Source organism: Ruegeria sp. CI1 (genome assembly GCF_056536925.1).
The window spans coordinates 167427-192121 of the sequence record NZ_JBQFQP010000002.1; the positions used below are offsets into that span (position 1 = coordinate 167427).

21 protein-coding genes and 2 pseudogenes are annotated in these 24695 nt (G+C 60.1%); 16 read left to right on the forward strand and 7 right to left on the reverse strand.

Annotated features, from left to right (window positions below; translation table 11 throughout):
- Window positions 1-108 precede the first annotated feature (108 nt).
- Complete coding sequence (locus ACR0LZ_RS02775; RefSeq protein ID WP_480748249.1) at window positions 109-1032, reverse strand: LysR substrate-binding domain-containing protein; 924 nt, start codon at window positions 1030-1032, stop codon at window positions 109-111.
- A 113-nt stretch (window positions 1033-1145) separates the two neighbouring features.
- On the opposite strand from ACR0LZ_RS02775, the gene ACR0LZ_RS02780 reads away from it, so the two are divergent.
- Window positions 1146-2081: a DMT family transporter gene (locus tag ACR0LZ_RS02780; RefSeq protein WP_480748250.1), complete on the forward strand. Its 936-nt coding sequence runs from the start codon at window positions 1146-1148 to the stop codon at window positions 2079-2081.
- Window positions 2082-2755: 674 nt separating this feature from the next.
- Here ACR0LZ_RS02780 and ACR0LZ_RS02785 read toward each other — a convergent pair.
- Entirely contained in the window at window positions 2756-3397 is a 642-nt protein-coding gene (locus ACR0LZ_RS02785) for a TetR/AcrR family transcriptional regulator (RefSeq protein WP_480748251.1), read from the reverse strand.
- Window positions 3398-3555: 158 nt separating this feature from the next.
- Here ACR0LZ_RS02785 and ACR0LZ_RS02790 point away from each other — a divergent pair, with 158 nt between their 5' ends.
- From ACR0LZ_RS02790 to ACR0LZ_RS02820, 7 genes are all read left to right on the forward strand, one after another.
- Window positions 3556-4968 (forward strand): aminotransferase, encoded by a 1413-nt coding sequence (locus ACR0LZ_RS02790; RefSeq protein ID WP_480748252.1) that lies wholly within the window; start codon window positions 3556-3558, stop codon window positions 4966-4968.
- Between the two features lie 52 nt (window positions 4969-5020).
- Complete coding sequence (locus ACR0LZ_RS02795) at window positions 5021-6112, forward strand: extracellular solute-binding protein (RefSeq protein WP_480748253.1); 1092 nt, start codon at window positions 5021-5023, stop codon at window positions 6110-6112.
- Window positions 6113-6236: 124 nt separating this feature from the next.
- The gene (locus ACR0LZ_RS02800) at window positions 6237-7403 is read left to right on the forward strand and encodes an ABC transporter ATP-binding protein (protein WP_480748254.1); all 1167 of its coding nucleotides are present in this window, start codon (window positions 6237-6239) and stop codon (window positions 7401-7403) included.
- Window positions 7404-7413: 10 nt separating this feature from the next.
- Window positions 7414-8310, forward strand: coding sequence for an ABC transporter permease subunit (locus ACR0LZ_RS02805; protein ID WP_480748255.1), 897 nt, complete (start codon window positions 7414-7416; stop codon window positions 8308-8310).
- Window positions 8307-9128, forward strand: a complete 822-nt coding sequence (locus ACR0LZ_RS02810) for an ABC transporter permease subunit (RefSeq protein ID WP_480748256.1) — start codon at window positions 8307-8309, stop codon at window positions 9126-9128. Before ACR0LZ_RS02805 ends, ACR0LZ_RS02810 begins: the two co-directional genes overlap by 4 nt.
- Before the next feature lie 41 nt (window positions 9129-9169).
- A complete protein-coding gene (locus tag ACR0LZ_RS02815; RefSeq protein ID WP_480748257.1) occupies window positions 9170-10585 on the forward strand; it encodes an aldehyde dehydrogenase family protein in 1416 nt (471 codons plus the stop codon).
- 27 nt (window positions 10586-10612) lie between these two features.
- On the forward strand, window positions 10613-11965 hold the full coding sequence (locus ACR0LZ_RS02820) for an NAD(P)/FAD-dependent oxidoreductase (RefSeq protein ID WP_480748258.1): 1353 nt from the start codon (window positions 10613-10615) through the stop codon (window positions 11963-11965).
- 581 nt (window positions 11966-12546) lie between these two features.
- Here the strand turns inward: ACR0LZ_RS02820 and ACR0LZ_RS02825 are convergent.
- Window positions 12547-13565 (reverse strand): annotated as a pseudogene (locus tag ACR0LZ_RS02825) (IS110 family RNA-guided transposase).
- A gap of 684 nt (window positions 13566-14249) precedes the next feature.
- Here ACR0LZ_RS02825 and ACR0LZ_RS02830 point away from each other — a divergent pair.
- A protein-coding gene (locus tag ACR0LZ_RS02830; protein WP_480748259.1) for an IS630 family transposase occupies window positions 14250-15208 on the forward strand; the annotation gives its coding sequence in 2 pieces (ribosomal slippage) (window positions 14250-14591 and window positions 14594-15208; 957 coding nt in all).
- Between the two features lie 177 nt (window positions 15209-15385).
- Here the strand turns inward: ACR0LZ_RS02830 and ACR0LZ_RS02835 are convergent.
- Window positions 15386-16003 (reverse strand): helix-turn-helix domain-containing protein, encoded by a 618-nt coding sequence (locus ACR0LZ_RS02835; RefSeq protein ID WP_480748260.1) that lies wholly within the window; start codon window positions 16001-16003, stop codon window positions 15386-15388.
- A 102-nt stretch (window positions 16004-16105) separates the two neighbouring features.
- Here ACR0LZ_RS02835 and ACR0LZ_RS02840 point away from each other — a divergent pair, with 102 nt between their 5' ends.
- The 5 genes from ACR0LZ_RS02840 to ACR0LZ_RS02860 are packed head-to-tail and all read left to right on the forward strand — an operon-like array spanning window position 16106 to window position 19712.
- Window positions 16106-17296: an LLM class flavin-dependent oxidoreductase gene (locus tag ACR0LZ_RS02840; protein WP_480748261.1), complete on the forward strand. Its 1191-nt coding sequence runs from the start codon at window positions 16106-16108 to the stop codon at window positions 17294-17296.
- Entirely contained in the window at window positions 17289-17966 is a 678-nt protein-coding gene (locus ACR0LZ_RS02845) for a glutathione S-transferase family protein (protein ID WP_480748262.1), read from the forward strand. The genes ACR0LZ_RS02840 and ACR0LZ_RS02845 overlap by 8 nt, the downstream gene beginning before the upstream one ends.
- Window positions 17966-18448, forward strand: a complete 483-nt coding sequence (locus tag ACR0LZ_RS02850; RefSeq protein WP_480748263.1) for a flavin reductase family protein — start codon at window positions 17966-17968, stop codon at window positions 18446-18448. Before ACR0LZ_RS02845 ends, ACR0LZ_RS02850 begins: the two co-directional genes overlap by 1 nt.
- Window positions 18445-19341 (forward strand): alpha/beta hydrolase, encoded by an 897-nt coding sequence (locus ACR0LZ_RS02855; RefSeq protein WP_480748264.1) that lies wholly within the window; start codon window positions 18445-18447, stop codon window positions 19339-19341. Before ACR0LZ_RS02850 ends, ACR0LZ_RS02855 begins: the two co-directional genes overlap by 4 nt.
- Entirely contained in the window at window positions 19338-19712 is a 375-nt protein-coding gene (locus ACR0LZ_RS02860) for a nuclear transport factor 2 family protein (protein ID WP_480748265.1), read from the forward strand. Before ACR0LZ_RS02855 ends, ACR0LZ_RS02860 begins: the two co-directional genes overlap by 4 nt.
- 84 nt (window positions 19713-19796) lie before the next feature.
- Here ACR0LZ_RS02860 and ACR0LZ_RS02865 read toward each other — a convergent pair.
- Window positions 19797-20162 (reverse strand): annotated as a pseudogene (locus ACR0LZ_RS02865) (sulfatase-like hydrolase/transferase); the annotation flags it as partial.
- Window positions 20163-20183: 21 nt separating this feature from the next.
- Window positions 20184-20405 carry a hypothetical protein gene (locus ACR0LZ_RS02870; RefSeq protein ID WP_480748266.1) on the reverse strand — a complete coding sequence of 74 codons (222 nt, stop codon included), beginning with the start codon at window positions 20403-20405 and terminating at the stop codon, window positions 20184-20186.
- Window positions 20406-20563: 158 nt separating this feature from the next.
- On the opposite strand from ACR0LZ_RS02870, the gene ACR0LZ_RS02875 reads away from it, so the two are divergent.
- Both ACR0LZ_RS02875 and ACR0LZ_RS02880 read left to right on the forward strand, forming a co-directional pair.
- Window positions 20564-21247: a TetR/AcrR family transcriptional regulator gene (locus ACR0LZ_RS02875; RefSeq protein WP_480748267.1), complete on the forward strand. Its 684-nt coding sequence runs from the start codon at window positions 20564-20566 to the stop codon at window positions 21245-21247.
- A 558-nt stretch (window positions 21248-21805) separates the two neighbouring features.
- The gene (locus ACR0LZ_RS02880; protein WP_480748268.1) at window positions 21806-22528 is read left to right on the forward strand and encodes an ankyrin repeat domain-containing protein; all 723 of its coding nucleotides are present in this window, start codon (window positions 21806-21808) and stop codon (window positions 22526-22528) included.
- Window positions 22529-22986: 458 nt separating this feature from the next.
- On the opposite strand, the gene ctaD is transcribed toward ACR0LZ_RS02880, so the two are convergent.
- Complete coding sequence (gene ctaD, locus ACR0LZ_RS02885; protein WP_480748269.1) at window positions 22987-24645, reverse strand: cytochrome c oxidase subunit I; 1659 nt, start codon at window positions 24643-24645, stop codon at window positions 22987-22989.
- Between the last annotated feature and the right edge of the window lie 50 nt (window positions 24646-24695).

A 24695-nucleotide genomic window follows, 5' to 3' on the forward strand; every position in this document is an offset into this window, starting at 1 on the left:
CGGCCTTTCAGCGCGGGCAGAACCGCGACCGTGTTCCGGAGATCACCAGCCTGACAAAGCAGAGCCCGGATATTGTGGACATGCACGAGGCGCATATTTGATCGGTTGCTACGGTGCGCTCCAAAGTGATGCCGCCACTTCCGCCATCAGCCATTCACGCAAGGCAGAGAGCCCTTGATCATCCTCTTCGCCTTGCCGATGCACAAGGTCGTAACCTCTCCCGGCCGGCAAGCTGATTTGTGGGAACAGTTCCACCAGCCGGCCGGCAGAGACGTCCTCGGCAACCAGCACGCTCCGCCCAAGTGCGACCCCCTCGCCACGCAGCGCCGCCTCAATGGTGAGGCTGCCGTGACTCAATGTCGGTCCCCGACCACGAGCGCCCTCGACCCCGGCGGCGGCAAACCAACGTTCCCAATTTGGCAGACTGCTATCGTCGTGCAGAACGCGGCTCTCGTTCAGCAACGTGCAACCGAGCAGATCCGCCGGGATCGAAAGCCCGCCCATGCGCGCCCGATAGTCGGGGCTGCAGACCGGGCTCATGGTCTCGTCGAGAATCCTCTCTGTCGCGGTGCCCGGATAGTTTCCGGTGCCATAGCGCAGCGCGGCATCCACACGGCCGTCGGACAGATCGATATTCACGTCGCTGACTTCAAGCCGGATATCAACATCCGGCAGCCGCGCCATCAGCCGGTGCAGGCGCGGGGCGAACCACTTGCTGGCAAAAGAGACACTCGTGCTAATCGTCAGCCGCGGGGCGTCGTCCCGTGTGCGCAAGCGTTCTGCTTCGCGGATAAGGTCCGCCAGCGCCCGGCTGACCACCTGATGGAACGCCGCTCCTTCCTCGGTCAAAGCGATGCGCCGCGTCATGCGCCGGAACAGCGCGACGTTCAGATCGTCTTCCAACGACTGGATCTGTCGGCTGATCGCGCCGGGAGTAAGGTTCAACTCCTGCGCCGCCAGCGCCATGCTCAACAGACGACCTGCGGCTTCAAAGGCACGCAGGGTCTGCAAGGGTGGGGGTCGGACGGGCATGGCGGTCTCATGATTGCATTTCCTTCAATCATAGACGTCAAACAATTCGTTTGTCAGCATCAGCCGTCGCATTCAATAAGTGATCTGAGAGCAATCTTTTTCAAGAAACTAACATGACGATCGCCACCCCGGAAACGCCCGCACTGCCGCTTGCGTCCCTCGTCGACCGTCTTTCGCCCCTCAGCGTCGGGGGGATGTTGCTTCTGGCGGTGCTCTGGGGCCTGTCGATCCCGATCACCAAGCTGGGCCTCGACACCATGCCGCCAATAGCGTTCACCGCATTGCGCTTCGCCTTCGCCGTACCATTCCTGTTTCTCTTCGCCATCGGGCGGCACAGGATTCCGCTCACCGCCCTGCCGAAAGTCGCGGCGCTCGGGTTCGTCGGGATCGGGATCGGCAACCTGTCGCAATCCTTCGGCGTCGACGGAACCTCTGCTTCGGTCAGCACCATCGTTTCTGCTACCATCCCGGTCTTTGTCGTTATCCTCGCGGCACTGCGGCTTGGCCAGCCGGTCAACATGGTGCAGCAGTTCGGGCTGGTAGCAGCCTTCGCGGGTGTCGCACTGGTGGCGTTCGGTCAAAATGACGGTGTGGGTGCTGCGGCGCAAACGACCATGACAGGCGTGGCGCTCGTTCTGCTGTCGGCAGTGGCCATAGCCCTGTACTATGTCTGGAGCGTCGAATTGGCGGCGCGCCACGGCACCGTCACGGTCGTGATCTGGAGCACGCTGGCCGGGTTCCTCGCCCTCCTGCCATTCACGGCGTGGGAAGTTGCGACCACCCCCTTCAACGTGACAGCTGTCTCCATCGCCGCGGCAATCTATCTTGGCCTGCTCGTGTCGGCTGTCGGCCTGTTTCTCTGGCTATGGCTCCTGCGCACCGTTCCGGCCCGTGTGGCGGCCAGTGTGCAATTCCTGCAACCGGTATTCGGCGTCGGCGCCTCGGCAGTCATGTTTGGCGACCGTATGGGCCCCTTGTTCATGACCGGGGTCATATTGGTTCTGTCGGGGGTCGGGCTGTCAATCGTCACCGGGCGAAGGACGCGCTAGGGTCATAGCCTCGGGTCGACCCTTTGACCCTTCATTGGGGATTTGGGTCCTGGGCTGCCAACCGCCAAATTGCACTACCAGGCCACACCCAGCAAAGAAAAACCCCGCCGGAGAACCGGCGGGATTTTCTGTCTGTTTCACCTGAAAGGGATCAGTGCGCGTGGCCCTTGTCCCGGTCTGCCTGCTTGGGCAGGATCTCGAACGTGCATTCGGGAAGGGCGGATCCGCGGACAGACCTGCCGGTCGGTCTTCACACTCAAGAGGCTGGTATATGCGGTTTGCGACCGTGTCGCACATCGACTGAGTCGGCGGCTGAGGATTTGCTGTGGGTGGGAACAAGACCATGAGATTGGCTCGAAACCGGCCCTTCAAGCAGGAAGTAACCGACTGAAAGACTCAGATGACGGCAGGGAGCCCAAATTACCGAATGCTGCGCGAGATAGGAAAGGATAGGAAGCGCGAAAAGCCGCTATTGGCCGAAGTGGCTTCGGCCAAACTGGGCATCCAACGCCCACGGGGTTTCGGCGGTGCGACTTCGCCAATGCGGACATTTTGAAGTTTTGGATGATGGAGTTTTGGCGTTAAGATAGGCGTTTGGATATCCATATTGCAGCTCATAATCTCGCTTGTACTGCCCCCTTTTGCAAAAAAGGCGGCCCGCCCGCGCTTTCTGTTCAGAAGTATCCGGGAAAGAATGCGCGGGCAGTGGTCCGGCAGATTTCTACCGCATTTTCCCTGCTGAACTCGTCGGGGTGGGCGTGAAAGTCGGTCCATAACCCTTCCAGTAGCGACATGATGGCCATGGCGACCTTCTCGGGATCGCCTTGGGTGCCGCATATTTCGCACAGAACCTTGCAGCAACTGCGCACATGGTCGTGCAGGTCAGTTCCGCGGGTGTCGGTATAGCCGGTTCCAGGCGCTTGCAAATCAGGTTCGGCGCGAAAGGCAAAGGTCAGCCGGGCACTGCGTCTGTTCAAAACCGCTTCGGAAAAGTCCGTCGCAAACAGCGCCTGCAGACGGGCTGCTGCATCTTCCGGCGTACTGACCTCTTGCGGTGTTTGGCTGGTAAAACTCTGCCAAGCGTCATTGTACTCCTGAGTCATATGAATGGCGAGCGCGCGAATCAGGTTGTCCTTGGACTGGAAGTGCAGGTTGATCATGCCGCGCGACAGGCCTGATTCTTCCTGGATACGGCTGATTGTGGTGCCGCTGACCCCATACTTCAGGATTACGTTAGCGGTTGCATCAAGCAGCACCTCCCGGTGCAGGTCCTTGTCGACCTTCCGCTTTTTCTTTGTTTCTTCTGCATTTGCCATCTGCCTGCCCCTCTTTCGCTGCCGGCTGGCCCGCCGCCGTTCCGGCACTTTGCACGGAATTGCATCAAATTTCCATCGACAATGAACGATCATTCACTTATGCCCTTACTGTATGAACGTTCATTCAAAATGTGTAGCTATTCCGGACAGAGAGCAAGATGACCAAACTTGGAAACGACTTCGAAAACTTCAAAACCTGGGACAAGGAGAATTACTTCCATCCATGGGAAGGGCTGGAAGTCCACGGTCCCGGAAAAGCCGACAGGACGTTCAGCGAGTATGCCGAAGGCATCTATGTCTATGACGAGCACGGCAACAAGGTGATCGACGGGCCGGGCGGCATGTGGTGCATGCAGCTGGGCTACGGCAACACCGAGATCGCTGATGCGATGGCGGCGCAGGCCCGCAAGATGGCCTATTGCTCCCCCTTCTCCGAGGCCACGTCGGTAAGCGCCGAGTTTGCCCACGCAATTGCCGAACGGGCGCCGGGCGATCTCAACCGGGTCTATTTCACCACCGGCGGCTCCACCGCGGTGGATACCGCCATCCGCTTTGTCCACTTCCGCAACAACCTGCTGGGCAAACCGTTAAAGAAGCGGATCATCACCCGGGCGCATGCCTATCACGGCGGCACCTATCTGACAGCCTCGCTCAGCGGCAAGCCGAGCGAGCGCCAGTGGTTCGACACCGACCAGATCATTCCCCATTTCCTGCCAGACGTGAACGCCTTCCGCCGCCCCGCAGGTATGAGCATCGAAGCCTTCCTGGATGAAAAGGTTGCGGATCTGGAAAACGCCATTCTGGAGCTCGGCGCGGACAATGTCGCCGCCTTCATTGCCGAGCCGCTGCTGGGCTCCGGCGGCGTGATCGTGCCGCCCGCGGGTTACCATGGCCGCTGTCTGGAACTCTGCCGCAAATATGACGTGCTCTATATCTCCGACGAGGTCGTCACCGGCTTTGGCCGCCTGGGCCACTGGTTCGCATCGGAGGACCTGTTCGGCATCACCCCCGATATCATCACCTGCGCCAAGGGGTTGACCTCTGGCTATGCGCCGATGGGGGCCGCGATCTTCTCCGACCGGCTGTTCAAGGACATCGAGGGCGATGTGTCCAAGGACGTCTATTTCACCAGCGGCTACACCTATTCCGGCCACCCGGTCTGTGCCGCCGCGGGCCTCAAGAACATCGAGATCTTCGAGCGCGACGGCATCCTGGAACACGTCCGCAAGGTGACCCCGCATTTCCAGAAACGCCTGCAGAAGCTGCTGGAGCTGCCGCTGATCGTGGATGTGCGCGGCATGGGGCTGGTAGGCTGCATCGAATGCACCCTGACTCGCAATGGCAAACCCAGCCCCGAAATCGACGCCACCATCGGTTCAGTGATTGATGCCCGCTGCCAGGAACTGGGCCTGATGGTCCGCCCCTATGGCAACATGGCGATCTTCTCGCCGCCGCTGGTGATCACCGAGGCGCAGATCGACGACATGTTCGACATTCTTACCGAAGGCGTTGAACGCGCGACCCGGGAGCTGCTGGGCCAAGGCCTGGAGCTGGAGACAATGCGGGCCTGAGGCCCGTGCCCCCCAAAAAGAAACGGACAGAACCCCAACACAGGAGGGAACCATGAAGACCAAGCTGACAATCAGCCTGCTGGCCGCAACGGCTGCAATCTGGGGTGCCGCCGCGGCGGCAGAGGGCGAACTGGTGATCTATAACTGGAGCGACTACCTGGATCCGGCGATCATCGAAGCCTTTGAAGCGGAAACCGGCATCGATGTCACCTATGACACCTATGATTCCAACGCCATGCTGGAGACCAAAGTACTGGCGGGCAGCTCCGGCTACGACATCATCGTTCCATCCTCCACCGGCACCGCGCGGCTGATCTCGGCCGGCGTGCTGCAGAAGATCGACAAGTCCAAGATCCCCAACCTGCAGCACGTCTGGCCCAAGATCGCCGGGCTGATCGAGACCTTCGACCCCGGCAACGAATACCTGGTGCCCTACAACTGGTGGACCTTCGGCATCGCCTATAACACCGGCAAGCTGGAGGAGCGGTTGGGCGCCGGCTTTCCCAAGTCCTGGGACCTGCTGTTCGATCCGGAGATTTCCAGCAAGCTGGCCGATTGCAGCGTGATGATCGCAGACTCGCCCACCGACGTGATCGGCGCCGCGCTTATCGACATGGGCGAAGACCCGAATACCAGCGACAAGGACCGGATCACCGCCGCTGGGGAGCATATCGGTGCGATCCGCGGCAATATCGCCCAGATTTCCACCGACGGCATGATCGGCGCCCTGTCCGACGGCGACGCCTGCCTCGGGTTGACCTGGAGCGGCGATGCCTATTGGGCGGCAGACGGCGCCAAAGAAGCCGGCAATGGCGTCACCCTGGAATACATCATCCCGGAGGAAGGCACGCTGCTGGACTTTGACGGCCTTGCCATCCTGGCCGATGCCAAGAACGTGGATGAGGCCCATGCCTTCCTGAACTACCTGATGCAGCCAGCGGTCTCGGCGCAGAACGCCAACTTCATCCGCTACGGCAGCGCCAACCTCACCGCTCAGGCTGAGATCGACCCTGAGCTGATCAGCAACCCCGCCGTCTATCCGACTGAGGCGACGATGGAGATGCTGACAACTCCGTTGCTGCAGGACCGCAAGACCGAGCGTCTCTACACGCGCACCTGGTCAAAGGTCCGCACAGGCCAGTAAGCCCCGGCGCGGCTTCCGAGCCGCGCCATTCCAGCCCTGCTGCGGCCTGGGCCGCGCATCAATTGCCCTGCCGCAGCAAACACTCACATCGCGGCAGGGACTTGCAACAGGGGAACTTGCACCAATGAATTCCCATCATCCGGCCAGTGCCGCCGCCGCGCGGGTCGAACCCACCAGTCCGCAGGCACCCACCCGCCCGCCGCTGATCCGCTTCGAGAATGTAACCAAGACCTTTGGCAGCTTCACCGCAATCTCGGATCTGAACCTGGACATTCATGAGCGCGAGTTCTTCTCTCTCCTCGGTCCTTCCGGATGCGGCAAGACCACGATGATGCGGCTGCTGGCCGGGTTTGAGGAAGTGACCTCAGGCCGCATCCTTTTGGACGGGCAGGACCTGACCGGTATTCCTGCGAACCGTCGCCCGATCAACATGATGTTCCAGTCCTACGCGCTGTTTCCGCATATGTCGGTGGCGAAGAACATCGGGTTCGGCCTGAAACAGGAGCGCTGGAAGAAACGCGACATCCAGGACCGGGTCGACGAGATGCTGGCACTCGTACAGCTCGAAGGCTATGCCGACCGCAGACCGCATCAGCTGTCCGGCGGCCAAATGCAGCGGGTGGCGCTGGCGCGCTCGCTGGCCAAGAAACCCAAGGTGCTGCTGCTGGACGAGCCGCTGGGCGCGCTCGACAAAAAGCTGCGCGAGGAAACCCAGTTCCAGCTGATGGACGTGCAGGACCGGCTGGGTCTCACCTTTATCATCGTCACCCACGATCAGGACGAGGCGATGACCGTATCCTCGCGTATCGCAGTGATGAAGGCGGGTAAGTTGTTGCAAACCGATACCCCCGCACGGATTTACGAGCATCCGGTGTCCAGCTATGTTGCTGATTTCATTGGCAACGTGAACCTGATTGATATCGAATTGGCGGGCATGGAGGGCGAACTGGCGCTGGCCCGCTGGGATGGCGGCACCCGGCTGGCGATCCGCCCGCAGCCCGAGGATGTGCTGATCCCCGGCACCCGCAAGACGCTGGTGCTGCGCCCGGAGAAGATTCACGTTACCAAGGACCAGCCTGCGCAAGCCTTCAATGTGAACATGGTTGAGGGCACGGTGGAAGAGATCTCCTATATCGGCAGCGCCTCTACCTTCCTGGTGCGGCTGGACGGAGGGATGCTGATCCGCGCGCAGGAGGCCAACCGGCTGCTGACCTCGCGCCGCGGCATCGACTGGAACGACCGGGTCTGGCTCAGCTGGCGCGCAGGCGCCTGCGTGCTGGTGGATGAATGAGGGGCCGGCCATGAACACCCCCCGCAAGCTTCTGATCCTGACGCCCTATCTGTGGCTGGGCCTGTTCTTTCTGGTGCCCTTCCTGATTGTCATCAAGATTGCTTTGTCGGACTCGGTCACCGCCAGCCCGCCCTATGCCCCGACGTTCAGCCTCGATGAGGGGCTTGCCGGCCTGCGCGCGTCCTTCGCGGCGCTGGACTTCGAGAATTTCGTCTGGCTGGCCGAGGATGGCATCTATCTCAAGGCCTATCTCAACAGCGTGAAGGTCGCTGCCATCGCAACGCTGCTCACCCTTACAATCGGCTATCCGGTGGCCTATGCCATGGCCAAGGCGCCGCAGGACTGGCGCAAGACGTTGCTGCTGCTGGTCATCTTGCCGTTCTGGACCAGCTTCCTGATCCGCATCTATGCCTGGATCGGCATCCTGAAGAACGAGGGCTTCCTGAATCTTGCGCTGATGAAGCTTGGCATCATCAGCCAGCCGCTGGCGATCATGCACACCGAAATCGCGGTCTATATCGGCATTGTCTATTCCTACCTGCCGTTCATGATCCTGCCGCTTTACGCCTCGCTGGAACGGATCGACGGACGGCTGCTGGAGGCAGCCGAGGATCTGGGCTGCGGCGCCTTTGCGGCCTTCCGCCAGATCACCTTGCCGCTGTCGCTGCCTGGGGTGGTTGCCGGCTGCTTCCTGGTCTTCATCCCGGCGATTGGCGAATTCGTGATCCCCGACCTTCTGGGCGGCTCCGGCACGCTGATGATCGGCAAGACCCTGTGGCTCGAGTTTTTCTCCAACCGCGACTGGGGCGTTGCGGCGGCGGTGGCCATTGTGCTGCTGACCATCCTGATCGTGCCCATCGTGCTGTTCCAGCGCCACCAGCAGAAACATCAGGAGGACCTGGGATGATCCGCCGTTTCAACGTGTTCAACCTGACCTCTCTGACCTTCGGCCTGGCCTTCCTGTACCTGCCGCTCCTGCTGGTGGTGATCTATTCCTTCAACGACTCCCGCCTGGTCACTGTCTGGGGCGGCTTCAGCACCAGATGGTACGGCATCGTTCTGAACAACGACGCCTATCTGGAGGCCGCCTGGATCACCCTGCGCATCGCCTTTGTGTCGGCCACGCTGGCCACGGTGCTGGGTACGCTGAGCGCGGTTGTCATGGTGCGTGCGGGATCTTTTCCGGGCCGCACGCTGTTTTCGGGCATGATCTTTGCGCCGCTGGTGATGCCGGAGGTGGTGACCGGCCTGTCACTCCTCTTGCTGTTCGTCGCCGTCGGCCTCGACCGCGGCTTCTGGACCATCACCATCGCCCATGCGACCTTTGCCATGTGCTATGCCTCGGTGGTGGTCTCGTCCCGGCTGGCCAGCTTCGACCGGTCGCTGGAGGATGCGGCGCTGGACCTCGGCTGCACCCCGATCTCGGCCTTCCGCCAGGTGACTCTGCCGGTGATCGCGCCTGCGGTGATCTCGGCCTGGCTGCTTTCGTTCACCCTGTCGCTTGACGACCTGGTGATTGCCACCTTCACCTCCGGCCCCGGCTCCACCACCCTGCCGATGAAGCTCTATTCCTCCGTACGGCTGGGGGTCTCGCCGGAGATCAACGCGCTCTCCTCCATGCTGATCGGCATCGTCACCCTGGGTGTCATCACCGCCTCGCTGGTCAACCGCCGGCAGGAACGCCGCCAGCAGCAGGAACACCGCGCGGCAACCGCCGCCGCGTGACACGCACTCAAACAAAATTGGATACGGCAATGCAGTACAACATGTCCCAGTTCTATATCGGCGGCAGCTGGACCGCCCCCGCCGGCAGTGGCGCGGTTGACGTGATCAACCCCGCCACCGAACAGTCCCTTGGCCAACTCGCGCTTGGCAGCGAAGATGACGTTGATGCCGCCGTGGCCGCAGCCAAGGCTGCGCTGCCCGGCTTTGCCGCCACCAGCCGCGAGGACCGCATTGCGCTCCTCGAACGGGTGCTGGAGGTCTACACCGCCCGCGTTGATGAATTCGCAGAAGCCATCTCGTTGGAGATGGGCGCCCCGATCACCATGTCGCGCGAGATGCAGGCGCAGGTCGGCATTGACCACCTGGAGGCCATCATCGCCGATCTGAAGACGCTCGATTTCGAGGAAACCCTGCCCAACGGCGACACGCTGGTGCGGATGCCGGCTGGCGTCTGCGGGCTGATCACGCCCTGGAACTGGCCAATCAACCAGATCGTGCTGAAAGTGGGGCCTGCACTGGCCGCAGGCTGCACCATGGTGCTGAAACCCTCCGAGCTGACACCGCTGTCGGCGATTCTCTATGCCGAGGTGCTGCACGACGCCGGCGTGCCCGCGGGCGTCTTCAACCTGGTCCACGGCGAAGGCCCGGTGGTGGGCGCCGCGCTGTCACGCCACCCGGATATCGCCATGATGTCCTTCACCGGCTCCACCCGTGGCGGTGTCGCGGTGACACGGGATGCGGCGGAAACCGTCAAGAAGGTGGCGTTGGAGCTGGGCGGAAAATCCCCCAATCTGGTGTTTGCCGACTGCGATCTGGAAACCGCCATAGCCGAAGGGGTGGAGGCCTGTTTCATCAACACAGGCCAAAGTTGCGACGCCGCCACCCGGATGCTGGTGGAGCGCAGCGTCTATGGTCGCGCGGTGGAGTTGGCGCAGGCCAAGGCGGCAACGATGTCCGTGGGCACCCCGACGGAGCCGGGCGATCACATGGGCCCACTGTCCAGCGCGCAGCAATACGCCCGCGTGCAGGAGATGATCGAGGCAGGCGTCGCCGAAGGCGCGCGGTTAGTGGCCGGCGGCCCCGGCAAGCCGGAAGGCTTCGAGACCGGTTACTACGCCCAACCCACGGTTTTGGCTGACGTGAACAACACAATGCGCATTGCGCAGGAAGAGATTTTTGGTCCGGTGCTGGTGATGATCCCCTTCGACAGCGAGGAAGAAGCCATCGCCATCGCCAATGACACACCCTACGGCCTGTCGGCCTATGTGCAGACCGGTGACAGCGCCCGCGCAGGCCGCGTTGCCCGTGCCCTGCAGTCCGGCATGGTGAACGTGAACGGCGCTTTCCTTGGCGCAGGCTCCCCCTTCGGCGGGGTCAAAATGTCGGGGATCGGGCGCGAGGGCGGCCGCGAAGGCATCCTCGAATTCCTCGAAACCAAGGTGATCGCCGCTCCTTGACTGGGGCCGCAAGAACGGACCAGCGCCATGAAGAACCTCCGCCGCATCTACGACGCCCACGCCTACGACACCGAAGTCCCGGTCGACAGCTACTGGGAGGCCACGCTGCCCGCCGCCCCTGCCTGTCCCGCGCTGGACGGCGACCGGCGCGTGGGTGTCGCGATAATTGGTGCCGGCTACACTGGCCTCAGCGCGGCACTGCATCTGGCCCGCGGCCATAGCGACGCGCCGCTGGTGATCGACGCAGCCCAGCCCGGCTGGGGCGCCTCGGGGCGCAATGCCGGCTTCTGCGGCTTCGGCGGTGCCATGCTGGGCAACAGCGCCATCATCCGCCGCTTCGGCGAGGGCGGCCTGCGCGCCTTTTACAGCGCCCAGAAGGAGGCGGTTGCGCTGGTCCGCGATCTCACCTCGTCCAGCGGCATCGAGGCGGAGGCGCAGGAGGACGGTGAATACTGCCTGGCCCACAGCCCCCGCGCGGCGCGCGCCCTGCCGGAAATGGCCGCGGGCCTCAGCCGCTATGCCGGGGTGGACTGCCCGGTTCTGTCTGCCGAAGAGATGCGCCAGGAAGGCCTGCACGGCGATGGGTTCTACGGCGGGTTTTTGCTGCCCCATGGTTTCGGCCTGAATCCGGGTAAATACGTGGGCGGACTGGCCCGCCTGGCGCAGCAGGCCGGCACCGTGATCCACGGTGACACCCCGGCGCTCTCGGTACGGGAGGAGCCCGACGGCACTTACATTATTGAAACGCCATCAGGCCGGGTCCAGGCCGACAAGCTGATCATCGCCAGCAACGGCTACAGCAGCGACAACCTGCCGGACTGGCTGCGCGGGCGCTACCTGCCGGTGGTTTCGCACATCATGGTGACGCGCCCCCTCACCGAAGCCGAGAAACAGGCACAGGGCTGGACCACCCGGCGTATCGCCTATGACACTCGCAACCTGCTGCACTACTTCCGCCTGCTGCCGGACAACAGGGTGCTATTCGGGATGCGCGGCACCAGCAACATCACCCCCGGCTCCACGCTGCAGATGAAGCGCCAGATTCGCCGGGATTTTGAGGCGATGTTCCCGGCCCTGGCCACAGCGGAAACCGAATACCACTGGAGCGGCCTGGTTTGCCTGACCCGCGGCCTGACACCTTATGTCGGTCAGATCGGAGACTGGCAGCGCGCCTGGACCGGTTTCGGCTATCACGGCGGTGGCGTGGCCATGGCGACCTATACCGGTCGGCTGCTTGCGGGGTTTGCGGCCGGCAAACCCTGCAGTTCCCCCTTGCCGCAGCTAATGCAGGCAGAACCTGCAACCTTCCCCCTCCCGGGGTTCCGCCGCCTTATCCTGCCCCTAGCGTACACCTGCTACGGCGTCATGGATCTTCATTAGGGATTCTCATTTCCGTCGACCGACAATGCTCCCCATCCCTTGATGGGAATGATCCAAGTGAGACCTGCTCTCAATTCATTTTTCGCTTCAAAAATTGTTAAGCCTGTCGAACACTGGCTTCAGGAGCAATGGTGCGGATAGCTGCATGAGTTCTTGCCTGCACAGAGCATCGCAACCAGTGCTAACTACGAATGTCCACTCCGGCAGTCGTCCACCATTGCATTTGCAACTAGAGTGAACGACCGCCGCCCTCCCTTTCAACGGATCGCCGCAGGCAATATGGGCAGTTTGCTGCCTTTGAAGCCGCTCGCAGCGAATTTTCACTTTGTCCTGTGTGGATGGCTCCTGCAAAGCGAGACATTTTTGAGGTGATTTGCATTTTGCCAGAAGCGGTCTTGTCTTCGGCCTTTAGACGCGGTGCACGTGACCGCTGGCCCTGATGGTTTCCGCGACCCAAGTCCCCATCCTCGCAAACGGACATGGATTGTCCTGGACAAAGCCCGGGGTATCTTGGGATTGCGGCTGACTCGTTTGCCATCACTTCATTGGTCTTGCTGTCTCAGTTTCTGTTCCTTTCGATGTCAGACTGTCCTGATCCTGTAGGGTTCGTTGCGCGTGAGCACCGCCCAGATTATCCGCGCCGTTTTGTTTGCCATCGCCACAGCTGCAAGCTTGGCAGGTTTTCGTTCCAGAAGGTCTGCGAACCAGGGATCAAATCGCTCCGGCGCGCTCTTGATCTGTTTCATACGGGAAGTCATGCCAACGACCATCAGGTGGCGAATGTAGCGGTCGCCCATCTTCGATATGCGGCCCAACCGCTCTTTGGCTCCGGTCGAACGGTTGATCGGCGTCAGGCCCAACCATGCCGAGAAGTCCCTGCCACACCTGAACTGTGCCGCGCTGCCAACCGTCGCGACAATGGCCGACGCTGTGATTGGCCCAATACCGGGGATCGTCTGAAGCAAAGCGATCCGCGGCTCCGACTTCGCAGCTAGTGTCAGCTTGCGACCGCACCAGAGCACCCGCCCATGCAGGGCCAAGAGTTGTTCACCGAGATCGATGATGGTGTCCAGCGCAACTGGCGGAAGATCCAGGGCTTGCCCTTGGACTGTGCATTTCGCGAACCGGACGGCGTGACCAACGCCCTGGGCAAAGACGATGCCGAACTCCGCCAGCAGCCCACGGAGCATGTTGATCGTCTGGGTCCTTTGCCGGACAACCAGACTGCGCGCTCTGTGCAGAGAAAGAATGGCCTGCTGTTCAGGCGACTTCACCTCGACGAACCGCATGGTCGGACGGGTGACGGCTTCGCAGATCGCCTCCGCATCAGCCGCATCTGATTTGCCGCGCTTGACGCAGGGCTTCACATAGACAGGTGCGATCAACCTGACTTCATGGCCCAGCTTGGTCAGTTCTCGCGCCCAATAGTGGCTCGCGCCGCAAGCTTCCATGCCGATCAGACAGGGCTCCAGACGCTCAAAGAAAGACAACATCTGCGGCGACGCAAAGACCGGCTGAACCCCACAGCACCATCTGGCGTGACGCCATGAACATAAAAAACGTTCTTGGCCAAATCGAGGCCGACTGTTGTAATCTGCATTGGGTGGCTCCTCTCCAAGCAGTTCATGACAACTGCACTATGGCGCATCGCGACGCCGATGGAGCAGGAGCCATCCACCCCATCCCGCACTGCCGACCTTCGCCCTCCGAAAATGCTGCACAGTGCGCCGACTGCCGCTTCGGTGAAGCTGCGATGCGGCAGAGCGGCACCCAGGGAACGGTCGAAGTCGCCCCGCGCCATCATAGGCTATGTCCGCATACCGCGCATTGCGCCAGTTCGAGTGGAGCGCAGCAATCGTCGCGATGGGGCTCAAAGCCACCAACCGCCAAATTGCATCGCCAGGCCACACCCCGCAAAGAAAAACCCCGCCGAAACCGGCGGGGTTTTCTGTCTGTTTCACCCGACAGGGATCAGTGCGCGTGGCCCTTGTCCCGGTCTTCCTGCTTGGGCAGGATCTCGAACGTGCATTCGGGAAGGGCGGCTCCGCGGGACAAAACCGTCATTCGATTTTCGCGCTTCGCTGGCGCAGCATTCCCTCGCGCCTGCGGCACACTCGAAGTTGCAGCGCGGCGCAAGTCGCCGATCCGGCCGTTCGCGGGAGTCGATTTTGCGTGAACCGAAACTACACTTTCGCTGCGGCTGGAGTTTCCGCCCCAAAACCTGAATCGCAAGGGATTCCCTTGAAGGCTGATCTGTGATTCATTCTGTTTGGGAGGATGGATCATGTCAGCACCTTTACCGAATGCGCTGCGGGCGCGGTTTCAGAAACTGGTTGAAGAAGGGTTAAGCGGGCGTGCGGCGGCGTTGCGCCTGAAACTTTCGCCCGCGACCGGGGCGCGTTGGGGGCTTGCGATCCGGCGAACCGGACAAGCAAGGGCCGCGCCTCAGGGCCGTCCTCGCGGCAAGGGCAAGCTTGATCCGCATCGGTCGCTTCTGATCGAACTGATTGAACAGGACGGCGACATGACCATGCCTGAACTTGCCGGCGCTCTTGCAGATGCGACCGGCGTGCAGGCGCACCCCGACGCGATTGGCCGGTTCCTGCGCAAGCTCGGCTTCACGTATAAAAAAAGACGCTGGTCGCGACCGAGCGACGTCGCGCAAGGGTAGGAAAGCAGCGCGACGATTGGGTCAAGCATCGCCTGCCAGCCGTCGCCACCCAGCCTGATCGTGTTGTCTTCATTGATGAAACCTCTGTCAAAACCAACCTGGCCCGCCAGCGTGGCTGGTCACAGCGGGGCGAGCGGCTGGTGATGGATGCACCCTTTGGATCATGGGGCATGCAGACCTTCATCGCAGGCCTCAGCGCCGACGCATTGATGGCACCGTGGGTCATCAAGGGGGCGATGGATGGCGAAGCCTTTGCGGCTTATGTCGAGCAGGTGCTGGTGCCGGAACTGGAGCCAGGTACCGTCGTGATCCTGGACAACCTCGCGACGCACAAGAATGCCGCTGCGGCCAAAGCCATGCGCAAAGCCGGATGCTGGTTCTTGTTCTTGCCGCCGTACAGCCCTGACCTGAACCCGATTGAGATGGCATTCTCGAAACTCAAAGCACACCTGCGAAGGATCGGCGCTCGAACCTTCACCGACATGTTCAACGCCCTCACTGAAGTCTGCGAACTCTTCTCACCGGAAGAGTGCTGGAACTACTTCAAGGCTGCCGGGTATGTCTCAGGTTAAAGGTCGGGTGCATTAGGATGGACCGTCGAGACGTGGACAAAGCCAACAATCGTCTCAATTGGCCAAATGACTGGTTTTGGCCCAAGCAGTTAGGTCGGATCCTTGGGTTTTCGAAATGCCGTCATTCGTTGCTTTGTAATAAGAGCAGTTTTCGCGATAATGACAGCTGGCCAACAATCACCAAGTAATCCGTATTGGCGACATCGCCCAGACCATTATGGCCTCTACATCTGTTCTGTTGCGAAACCGGTGCGCGATCATTGAGGGATAGGAAAAACTGTCGCCTTCGCGCAAGACGATAATTTCATCGCCAAGGCGCAGTTCGACTTCACCGCTCAGGACAATTGCATGTTGTTCCCCTTCAAAGGAATAGCCTTCCAGTGGTTCAGGGGGGGTGCCAGCACCAGGACGAAATCGGGACAGTATCAGGTAGCATTGGCCGGATAGCGTGCTCGAAAGTAGTTCATCCTCGAACCCCAACTCGTCTGTCGAGCGCGTATACATGGCCGACAGGGCCCGGCGATTCTCGCCTCGGACAACATGTTTGCGCTCTAACGGGCCATTGCCGGTTTGCTTGGGAAAGAACCAATTGGGATCGACCGAAAGCGCAGTACTGATTTCCTGCAATAGCTCGGCCGATACTTTGGCCGACCCCAACTCAATACGGCTGAGGTAGGCCTTGGAACAGGACACCACCTCTGAGAGATCTTTTAACGTAAGCCCTCGAGCCTTGCGCACTTCGCGAATTTCACTGCCAAGCCGTTGGGCTTCGGTCTGAGATAGATCGTTATTCATGCATTCGGGATAAATGATTGATGTTGACTTTTCGAGTGAAAATCAACTTAGTTGAAAAAATGGGAGATAATCAACTGATTTTCGACCGACTGGGAGGATGCTATGCGCTTTGATTTGATTGCCAATTTTAGCCCTGGCGAGACGATTCCCTGGGCGCGCACGCTGGATATGATCCTCGAACAGTGTTCACTGGCCGAGCAGGCGGGTTTCACAACCGCATGGTTCACCGAGCATCACTTTGCCCATAACGGATATATGAATGCGCCGCCCAACCCGATCCAGATGGGCACCCATGTGGCCGCGCATTGCAAGAAACTGCGGGTGGGCACGGCGCCAATCATCCTGCCGGACTGGCATCCTTTGCGCGTGGCCGAAGATGCCGCGATGCTTGATAACATGACGCAGGGGCGTTTCGATTTCGGCGTTGCCAAGGGTATCAACGAACGCTCGACCATCCAGTTCAACAAGGATGCGGACCGGCGCGAAAATTCCAAGGTCATGCGGCTCTATCAGGAAAGCCTTGAGATTATCCTGAAGGCCTGGACCAACGAGGCGTTCACCCATCACGGCGAGTTCTATCAATTCCCGGTTCCCGGCTGGAAAGAGACCAACCGGTTCTTTGACCCTCTGGACCCGCGTTATCACGGCGAGGATGGTGAATACAAAGCGATGTATGTGCATCCACGCCCCTATTCCAACCCTCATCCGCCGGTCTGGCTGATGTCAAATGCCCCGCCCACGTTCAAACTGGCTGGTGAGCGCGGTTGGGGTGTGATCTCTATGGCGGCGGGCGCCAAGGCGACACTGGCCTGTTGGGAGCCTTACCGCGAGGCCCTGTCGCAACGCGAAGCGCGCGAGGTGAAGCTTGGCGAAGGTGTCGGTGTCTGCACGGCTTTTTATGTGGGTGAAAGCATGGAAGAGGCTGTGAATACCATTCGTGGCCCGATCAATGCCTATTACGAATTCCTCGGCGGGTCGCGTCCCAAGGGTGAATGGACCAAAGCCGGTTATCTGGATGTCGGCGAAGAGATGACCCCCGAAGATGAGGACATGGACTGGTTCGATTTCCTCAACAAACGCGGGATCATCGTGGTGGGCGATGCCGAATATGTCGCGGACCGGTTTGCAGAGCGGCAGGAAACCATCGGCCTCGATCACCTTATGCTGATGCAGCAATACACCGGTGTGCCCTACGAGAAAATTCTGGCCAGCTGGCATCGCCTGTTCGAGCGCGTCGTTCCCAAATTCGGCACGCAGTCTATCGCGCAGAAAAGGATGTTGGAACATGCTTGAGATTTGGGGGCGACCCTATTCGTCGAACGTCATCCCGGTCATCTGGACAGCGAATGAGCTTGGGCTGGACTACACCCTGCAACTTGCCGGGGGCAGCTTTGGTAAACTCGATACTGAACTTTACGCACAGATCAATCCCAACCGGATGATTCCGGCGATCCGCGACGGTGATTTTGCGCTATGGGAAAGCCTGGCCATCGTGCGGTATCTCTGTGACCGGTACGGTGCGGGAACGCTAAGCCCTTCCGACATTCAGACCCGTGCAATTGCGGATCAATGGATGGAGTGGTCGGCCAGCCGCGCCTTTGGGCCAGTGATCTACCTGTTCTTCGCAACCGTGCGCACGCAACCCGATCAGCGCGACCCGAAGAAAATAGCCAAACTGCGCGACGAAGCGCATGAGGCGCTGACCATTCTTGATCAGCACCTTGCGGACAAAGCCTATGTCTGCGGCGACAGCTTTACCATGGCGGATATTCCGTTGGGCTGCGTGGCCTATCGTTACTTCAACGTCGAGGTCGACCGCCCGCCCTTGCCCAATGTCGAGGCCTGGTATCAGCGGCTGGCGGAACGTCCCGCCTATCGGGATCACGTCATGCGCCCTTTCGGGACAAACCCTGATGAATGGGCTGCGCTGGAAAAAGCTTGCGCCAGCGAAGGGGTGCTATAGTGGACGTCCGGGACTATCGCCGCGCACTTGGTGCCTTTCCGACGGGGGTGACCATCGTAGCCACCTATGACGCAGACGGGGAACCGTGGGGCCTGACCGCCAATTCATTTACGTCGGTCTCACTGCAGCCGCCGGTGATCTCGGTCTGTGTCGCGAAATCTGGCCGGGTCTTTCCGACGCTGTCGCAATCGGATCATTTCGCGGTCAACATCCTGTCGGCCGAGCAGAAAGACCTTGCGATGCACTTCGCCAGTGATGTCGAAAACCGGTTTACCGACACCGAATGGACTGCTGGAACCGCCACGCCCTTGATCCCCGGTGCCTCGGCGCAATTGGAGTGCACGGTTCACAGCAGGGTCGATGCAGACGATCATGAGATCCTTCTGGGCCGCGTCGTCAACTACGCCCACGCGCCCGTTCCGCCACTTGTCTTTTGCCGCGGCGCGTTCTTCTCCGCGCCGCAACCCGAGGTTTCTTCATGAGCGATCACCTGACATATCACACCCGCTTCAGCCCCGATGAGTTCGACGCGCAATACAATCTGCGGGCCGGGCGACCGGACTATGAAGCCACTGTCATTCCCGCCTGGAACCGCGATAGCGAGGCCGCGCGCGCCGCATCTGATTGCAGCCTCGATATCCGGTATGGGGAAGGCGAAAAACAAAAACTGGATGTCTTCCGCTGTCCGGACGCGACTGCGCCGACGTTGGTGTATGTGCATGGCGGTTATTGGCAGCGCGGCGACAAATCGATCTACAGCTTCATTGCGCCGCCCTTTGTTACGGCGGGGTTCAATGTTGTTGTCGTCGGCTACGATCTTTGCCCATCGGTGACCATCACCCGTATTTCCGAAGAAATCCGCGAAGCGATGGCATATATTTGGCGCAATGCGGGCGATCTTGGCATCAATCCAGACCGGATCACCGTGATGGGCCACTCGGCTGGCGGCCATATCACTCAGATGATGCTGGGGACCAACTGGCCGGCTTTCGGCGACGATCTTCCTGCGGACCTGATCAAATCCGGCATCCCGGTGTCACCGCTCAGTTACCTCGAGCCGGTGCGCCTGACTGAGGCGCTCAATTCCGGTATCCGGATGACCCCGGAAGAAGCCGAGGCCGAAAGCCCGATGACCAACCATCCCCCGGTTACAAATGCGCCGCAATTGATCGTTGTCGGCGGCGCGGAGACGGACGAATTCCACCGTCAAGCGCGCATGTATGTCGAAAAATACGAAACCCCAAACCGTCAGATGAGCCTCTATTTCGTGCCGGACGTCGATCACTTTGATGAACTGAATGTGCTGGTCGACCCGGCAAGCCCCTTCTTCAAACACACTTGCGATATGCTTCAAGGAAAAGGACCGCAATCATGACCGCTGTGACCCGAGCCCTCGTCGACTCTGTCGGCAACGCGTTCAATGCCAACGACATCGACGCTGTGATGAAGCACTTCGCTGAGGATGCAACATTTGATCATGCCGTGGGCCCCGAGGAACACGGCGTGCGCCTTGAGGGCGCCCAGACCATTCGCAGCGCCTTTGCCGCCTTGTTTGACAAGGTCGAGAACGTGCATTGGGAAACGCTCGACTGCACCATTTCCGGAAACAAGGCCTATTGCGAATATCGCCGTACAGCCATGCACAAAGATGGCGCGAAAGAAGAGTTTCTAAGCGTCGATATTTTGACCTACCGAGACGGGCTGATTGTTCATAAAGACACATATTACAAGCAACGAACAAGCTGATCCGACAGCCATTGACACAGCCAGGCACGCAGCAGTTTTGTTGGATGGAACCCAAATCGCTTTGACAAACCGCTGCGCTGTCAATCAAACTTCGTTCCGCGCAATCCGGTTTCGCGCAAACAAGATACGAAAGCCCGCTAAGGGCTTTGCTTGAACGATTTGCGGCGTCTCCACCACCTCGGGGTCGAAGCCGAACTGGCTGGTATACTGCGACTCGTCGGTGGTGTTCGGGATGCCGTACCAGACGTCGAAGCCCTGATCGGTCGGAAAGCGTCCCGGCTGATCGCCGAGATGCCATTTGCCGAACATGCCCGTCCGATAGCCTGCCTGCGAGAACAGCTCCGCAATCGTTACTTCCCATCCAACCATGCCATAGGGCAGCCCCCAGACCACCTTGGTCGTGCCTGATCTGATCGGATGTCGTCCGGTCATGAAGGCTGAGCGGGACGGCGTGCATTGGGGCTCGACATTCTAGTTGAGAAGCTTCAATCCTTCTTCGGCCAGCCCGTCGAGCCGAGGTGTTTGGGCGCCGCGCAGGATACCGCCGCCATAGGTCCCGATCTCACCCCAACCGAGGTTGTCGGTCATCATGACAACGACGTTGGGCTTCTGTGTCTCTTGAGCACCTAACGCCGTTGCCGTAAGCACTGCTGCAGCCGCAACGCCCAACACCCGCAATGAAAGTAAGTGCATTGTCTCCTCCCCGGTCTCGTTTTGCCCGTCGAATGGCAAGTCCTGCATGCGTGATCGACGGCGGCTTTTAATACAGAAAGCAAATTTTTAGGACGATCGTACTATTTGATTGCTATGGTTGTAGAAGCTCGTGGACAGCCGAGGCAGAGGACTGAACTGTGAAGTTGGAGAACCGGATCGCTACTTTCGTTCCCGATAGGACGACGAAACTCCTTCAGGATCTGGTCGCCCAGCGCCCTATCGCGCTTGCTGATCCATCGGAGGCGAAGGGGATCAGGACACAGCGCCGGATACTCGACGGCGCCTTCAAGCTGTTCATCAGCGTGCCGCTGGAGAAATTCACGATGCGCAACCTTGCCTCAGAGGTCGGCATAAAGCTGGGCAACCTGACGTATTACTACCCTTCCAAGTCCGATCTCGTTGAGTCCATGGTGCGCGACCGGATGGCGGACTACGCGCAAGAGATTCTCTCGCTCCTGCAGATTTCCGAGGGCTCCCCGCAGGACGCGCTCGAAAGGACCATCGTCATGCTGGTGCAGGACTTGCGACGGCCGGAGATCGCATTCTTTCCGCAGCTCTGGGCGATGTCCCTGCACGATCCAGACATCGCGATCTGGACCGACAAACTCCATGAGATGGAGCGCCAGTTGATAGAGGGCCTGATCGGCGCCACGCGGCGCGATTGGGATCCCGATGCCTGCTCGGCTCTGGCCCTTCACATCACGGCATCGATCGAAGGCCTGACCCTGTTCATTGGTCAAGACCGAAGAAGTGCCGGTATCTACAGGGCACCAGAGGAGGAGATCATCAGACTTCTGCGCGACAGCTTGCTTGTAGAGTGACATCGATCGCAGATGTCGCCGCCGATCATGCGACTTGCCGGATCCGAAGGCCGGTCAAAGGATCGACCAAGGCCCCAGCGGTGTCCAGGACGAATGGCTTTGATGGCGTATCGAAGGCAGTTGAGGTCAAGATGATCCAGGTCCGCTTCGTCCGCAATCTGTGATTTGGTCCCCTTCGATTTGCCGCGCCTTGCATGAACGGCGCCTTTTTGCATCGCGGCGCGCACACCTGTTCACGCAGTCGCAGCAAAATTCGTGCCGCGTGCGCACGCGGCGAAAAAAAATTCACGGGTTGGACTCAAAGCCACCAACCGCCAAATTGCATCACCAGGCCACACCCCGCATAGAAAAACCCCGCCGGAACCGGCGGGGTTTTCTGCCTGTTTCACCTGACAGGGATCAGTGCGCATGGCCCTTGTCCCGGTCTTCCTGCTTGGGCAACATCGTGACCGTTTGTTCGGGGGATGGCAGGGTGGACGAAGCCGAAGTTGGCCAACTGAGCTTTTGAAGCAGAAGATCGATGCCTTTTTTTGTCAAATCTGGTACTATCAACTGGTAATGGCTGAAAAACGCGTATTCGTGGGAAAACCGCTGTCGGTGGCCCTGATTGCCTTGATCGCTGGTGTTGAACATGTCGCGGCCGGTCCAATCCATGACGCGGCCAAATCAGGTGATATCACTGCGTTGACCGCACTTGCCGATGCAGGCACTGACATTGATGAGACCAGCCCTACAGGGACTGCGCTCGCTGTGGCCGTTCGGGCACAGCAGCTTTCAGCTGTCGAGTTTCTGATCTCTCGCGGGGCCGACCCGAACATTGCGGGAATTCTGGGTACGCCGCTACAGATTGCCTCAACAAAAGGAGCGGCCGACGTCGTACGCATGCTTCTGGACGCTGGTGCCGATCCGGACCTTGGCGAGAAGCGGACGCCACTGTTCATTTCGGCGAACCGGGGGCAAGCCGACATTGCGCTGTCGCTTCTGAAAGGGGGTGCGGACCCAGACCTGACGGCAGGGTCCGAACGGGAAACCGCCCTTCACGAAGCCGCGCGTCTGGGACATCAGGACGTGGTCCGGATCCTTGTCGAAGGTGGTGCAGATCCGAACGCGCTGACATTCCGAATGCAGCACGCATACCACCTCGCGCTCTTGAATGAACGTGACGCTGTCGCCGACTACCTTGGTCCTCTGACCTTGCCGGATTTCAACCCCGCTCCGGTGACGGACTTGATTCAAAACGTCGATATGCAGGCCGCTGAGGAGCTCTCGCGCGACAAGTGAGGCACCTGTCACCAACTTGGCAACGTCACGGGCGAGTTAACCTCTTATCCTTCACCAAGATTGTGGTCTCTGGAAGGTCTGCCAAAGGGAGTATCAGACCCGGAATTTGCCTATTCCCAGGGCATGCATGAAAGCGATAAATCTTGGTCCGAAGACGAGCTCAACAGGTTCATTGCTGCGGCACCGATCGTCGTGCCCGGGACGAAAATGGACCATGCGCCAACATATGCGCCGATGAAAGATCCATCCAAGCGAGCCAGCGTAATCGCGTTTCTCAGAACGCTGGGTCCACCGCCGGATCAGTAGCTGATTTCGTCCACGACCACTCCGCTCGTAGTACAACCGACCGCTTTGGACACAAGGCAGCCAAACCGCGAGTGGCATAGCCGCCCAATAATCTGCAAAGAAAAAACCCGCCGGAACCGGCGGGGTTTTCTGTCTGTTTCACCTGACAGGGATCAGTGCGCGTGGCCCTTGTCCCAGTCTTCCTGCTTGGGCAGGATCTCGAACGTGTGTTCCGGCGGCGGCGAGGGCAGGGTCCACTCCAGCGTATCGGCGTACTCGTTCCAATAGTTGTTCTGGGTCACCCGTGCGCCGCGCTTGAGCGCATAGAACACGATGCCGAAGAACAGCAGGAACGAGGCAAACGAGATGAACGCGCCCCAGGACGAGACCAGGTTCCATTTCGCAAACGCTTCGGGATAGTCGATATAGCGGCGCGGCATGCCCTGACGGCCCAGGAAGTGCTGCGGGAAGAAGGTCAGGTTGGCGCCGATGAAGAACAGCCAGAAATGAATCTTCGCCCAGAACTCGGAATACTGCCGCCCGGTCATCTTGCCGAAGTAGAAGTAGACCCCGGCAAAGATCGCGAACACCGCACCCAGGCTCATCACATAGTGGAAATGCGCCACCACGTAATAGGTGTCATGATAGGCCCGGTCCACGCCCGCCTGGCTCAGCACCACGCCGGTCACGCCGCCTACGGTGAACAGGAACAGGAACCCCATCGCGAACATCATCGGGGCCTTGAACTCGATCGAACCGCCCCACATGGTCGCGATCCACGAGAACACCTTGACGCCAGTGGGCACCGCGATGACCATCGTGGCCAGCATGAAATAGGCCTGCTGACGCAGCGACATGCCGACGGTGTACATGTGGTGCGCCCACACGACAAAGCCCAGCACGCCGATCGCGATGATCGCCCAGACCATCGGCAGATAGCCAAAGATCGGCTTGCGCGAGAAGGTGGCGATGACATGGCTGATGATGCCGAACCCGGGCAGGATCACGATATACACTTCCGGGTGGCCAAAGAACCACAGGATGTGCTGATACAGGATCGGATCGCCGCCACCGGCCGGATCAAAGAAGGTAAAGCCGAAATTGCGGTCCATCAACAGCATGGTGATCGCGCCCGCCAGCACCGGCAGGCTCAGCAGGATCAGCCACGAGGTGACAAAGATCGACCAGGAAAACAGCGGCACCTTGAACAGGGTCATGCCCGGCGCGCGCATGTTCAGGAAGGTGGTGATCATGTTGATCGCGCCGAGGATCGAGGAGGCGCCCGATACGTGCACGGCAAAGATCGCCAAATCCATCGACATGCCGCCCTCGGTCGTCGACAGCGGCGGGTACAGAACCCAGCCCACACCAGACCCAAGCTGGTCATTGCCACCCGGAGACAGCAGCGACGCAACACCCATCGAGGTGCCCGCAACGTAAAGCCAGAGGCTCAGGTTGTTCATCCGCGGGAACGCCATATCCGGTGCGCCGATCTGCAACGGCATGAAATAGTTGCCGAAACCACCAAACAGCGCCGGGATGACCACAAAGAACATCATCAGCACGCCGTGATAGGTGATCATCACGTTCCAGACATGCCCGTTGGGGGTGCAGGGGTCGGCCATGAAGCCTTCCAGGCACATGTACTGAACGCCCGGATGCATCAGCTCAAGCCGCATGTAGACGGTCATCATGACCGAGATCAGACCGGCGATCGCCGAGAATATCAGGTACAGAATCCCGATATCCTTGTGGTTGGTCGACATGAACCACCGGGTAAAGAACCCGCGCTGGTCTTCATGATCATGACCGTGAATGGCTGCGTCTGCCATTTAGGTGCCTCCTGTTGCAACTTAACCGCGCAGCCGAAACGCTCCGGCGC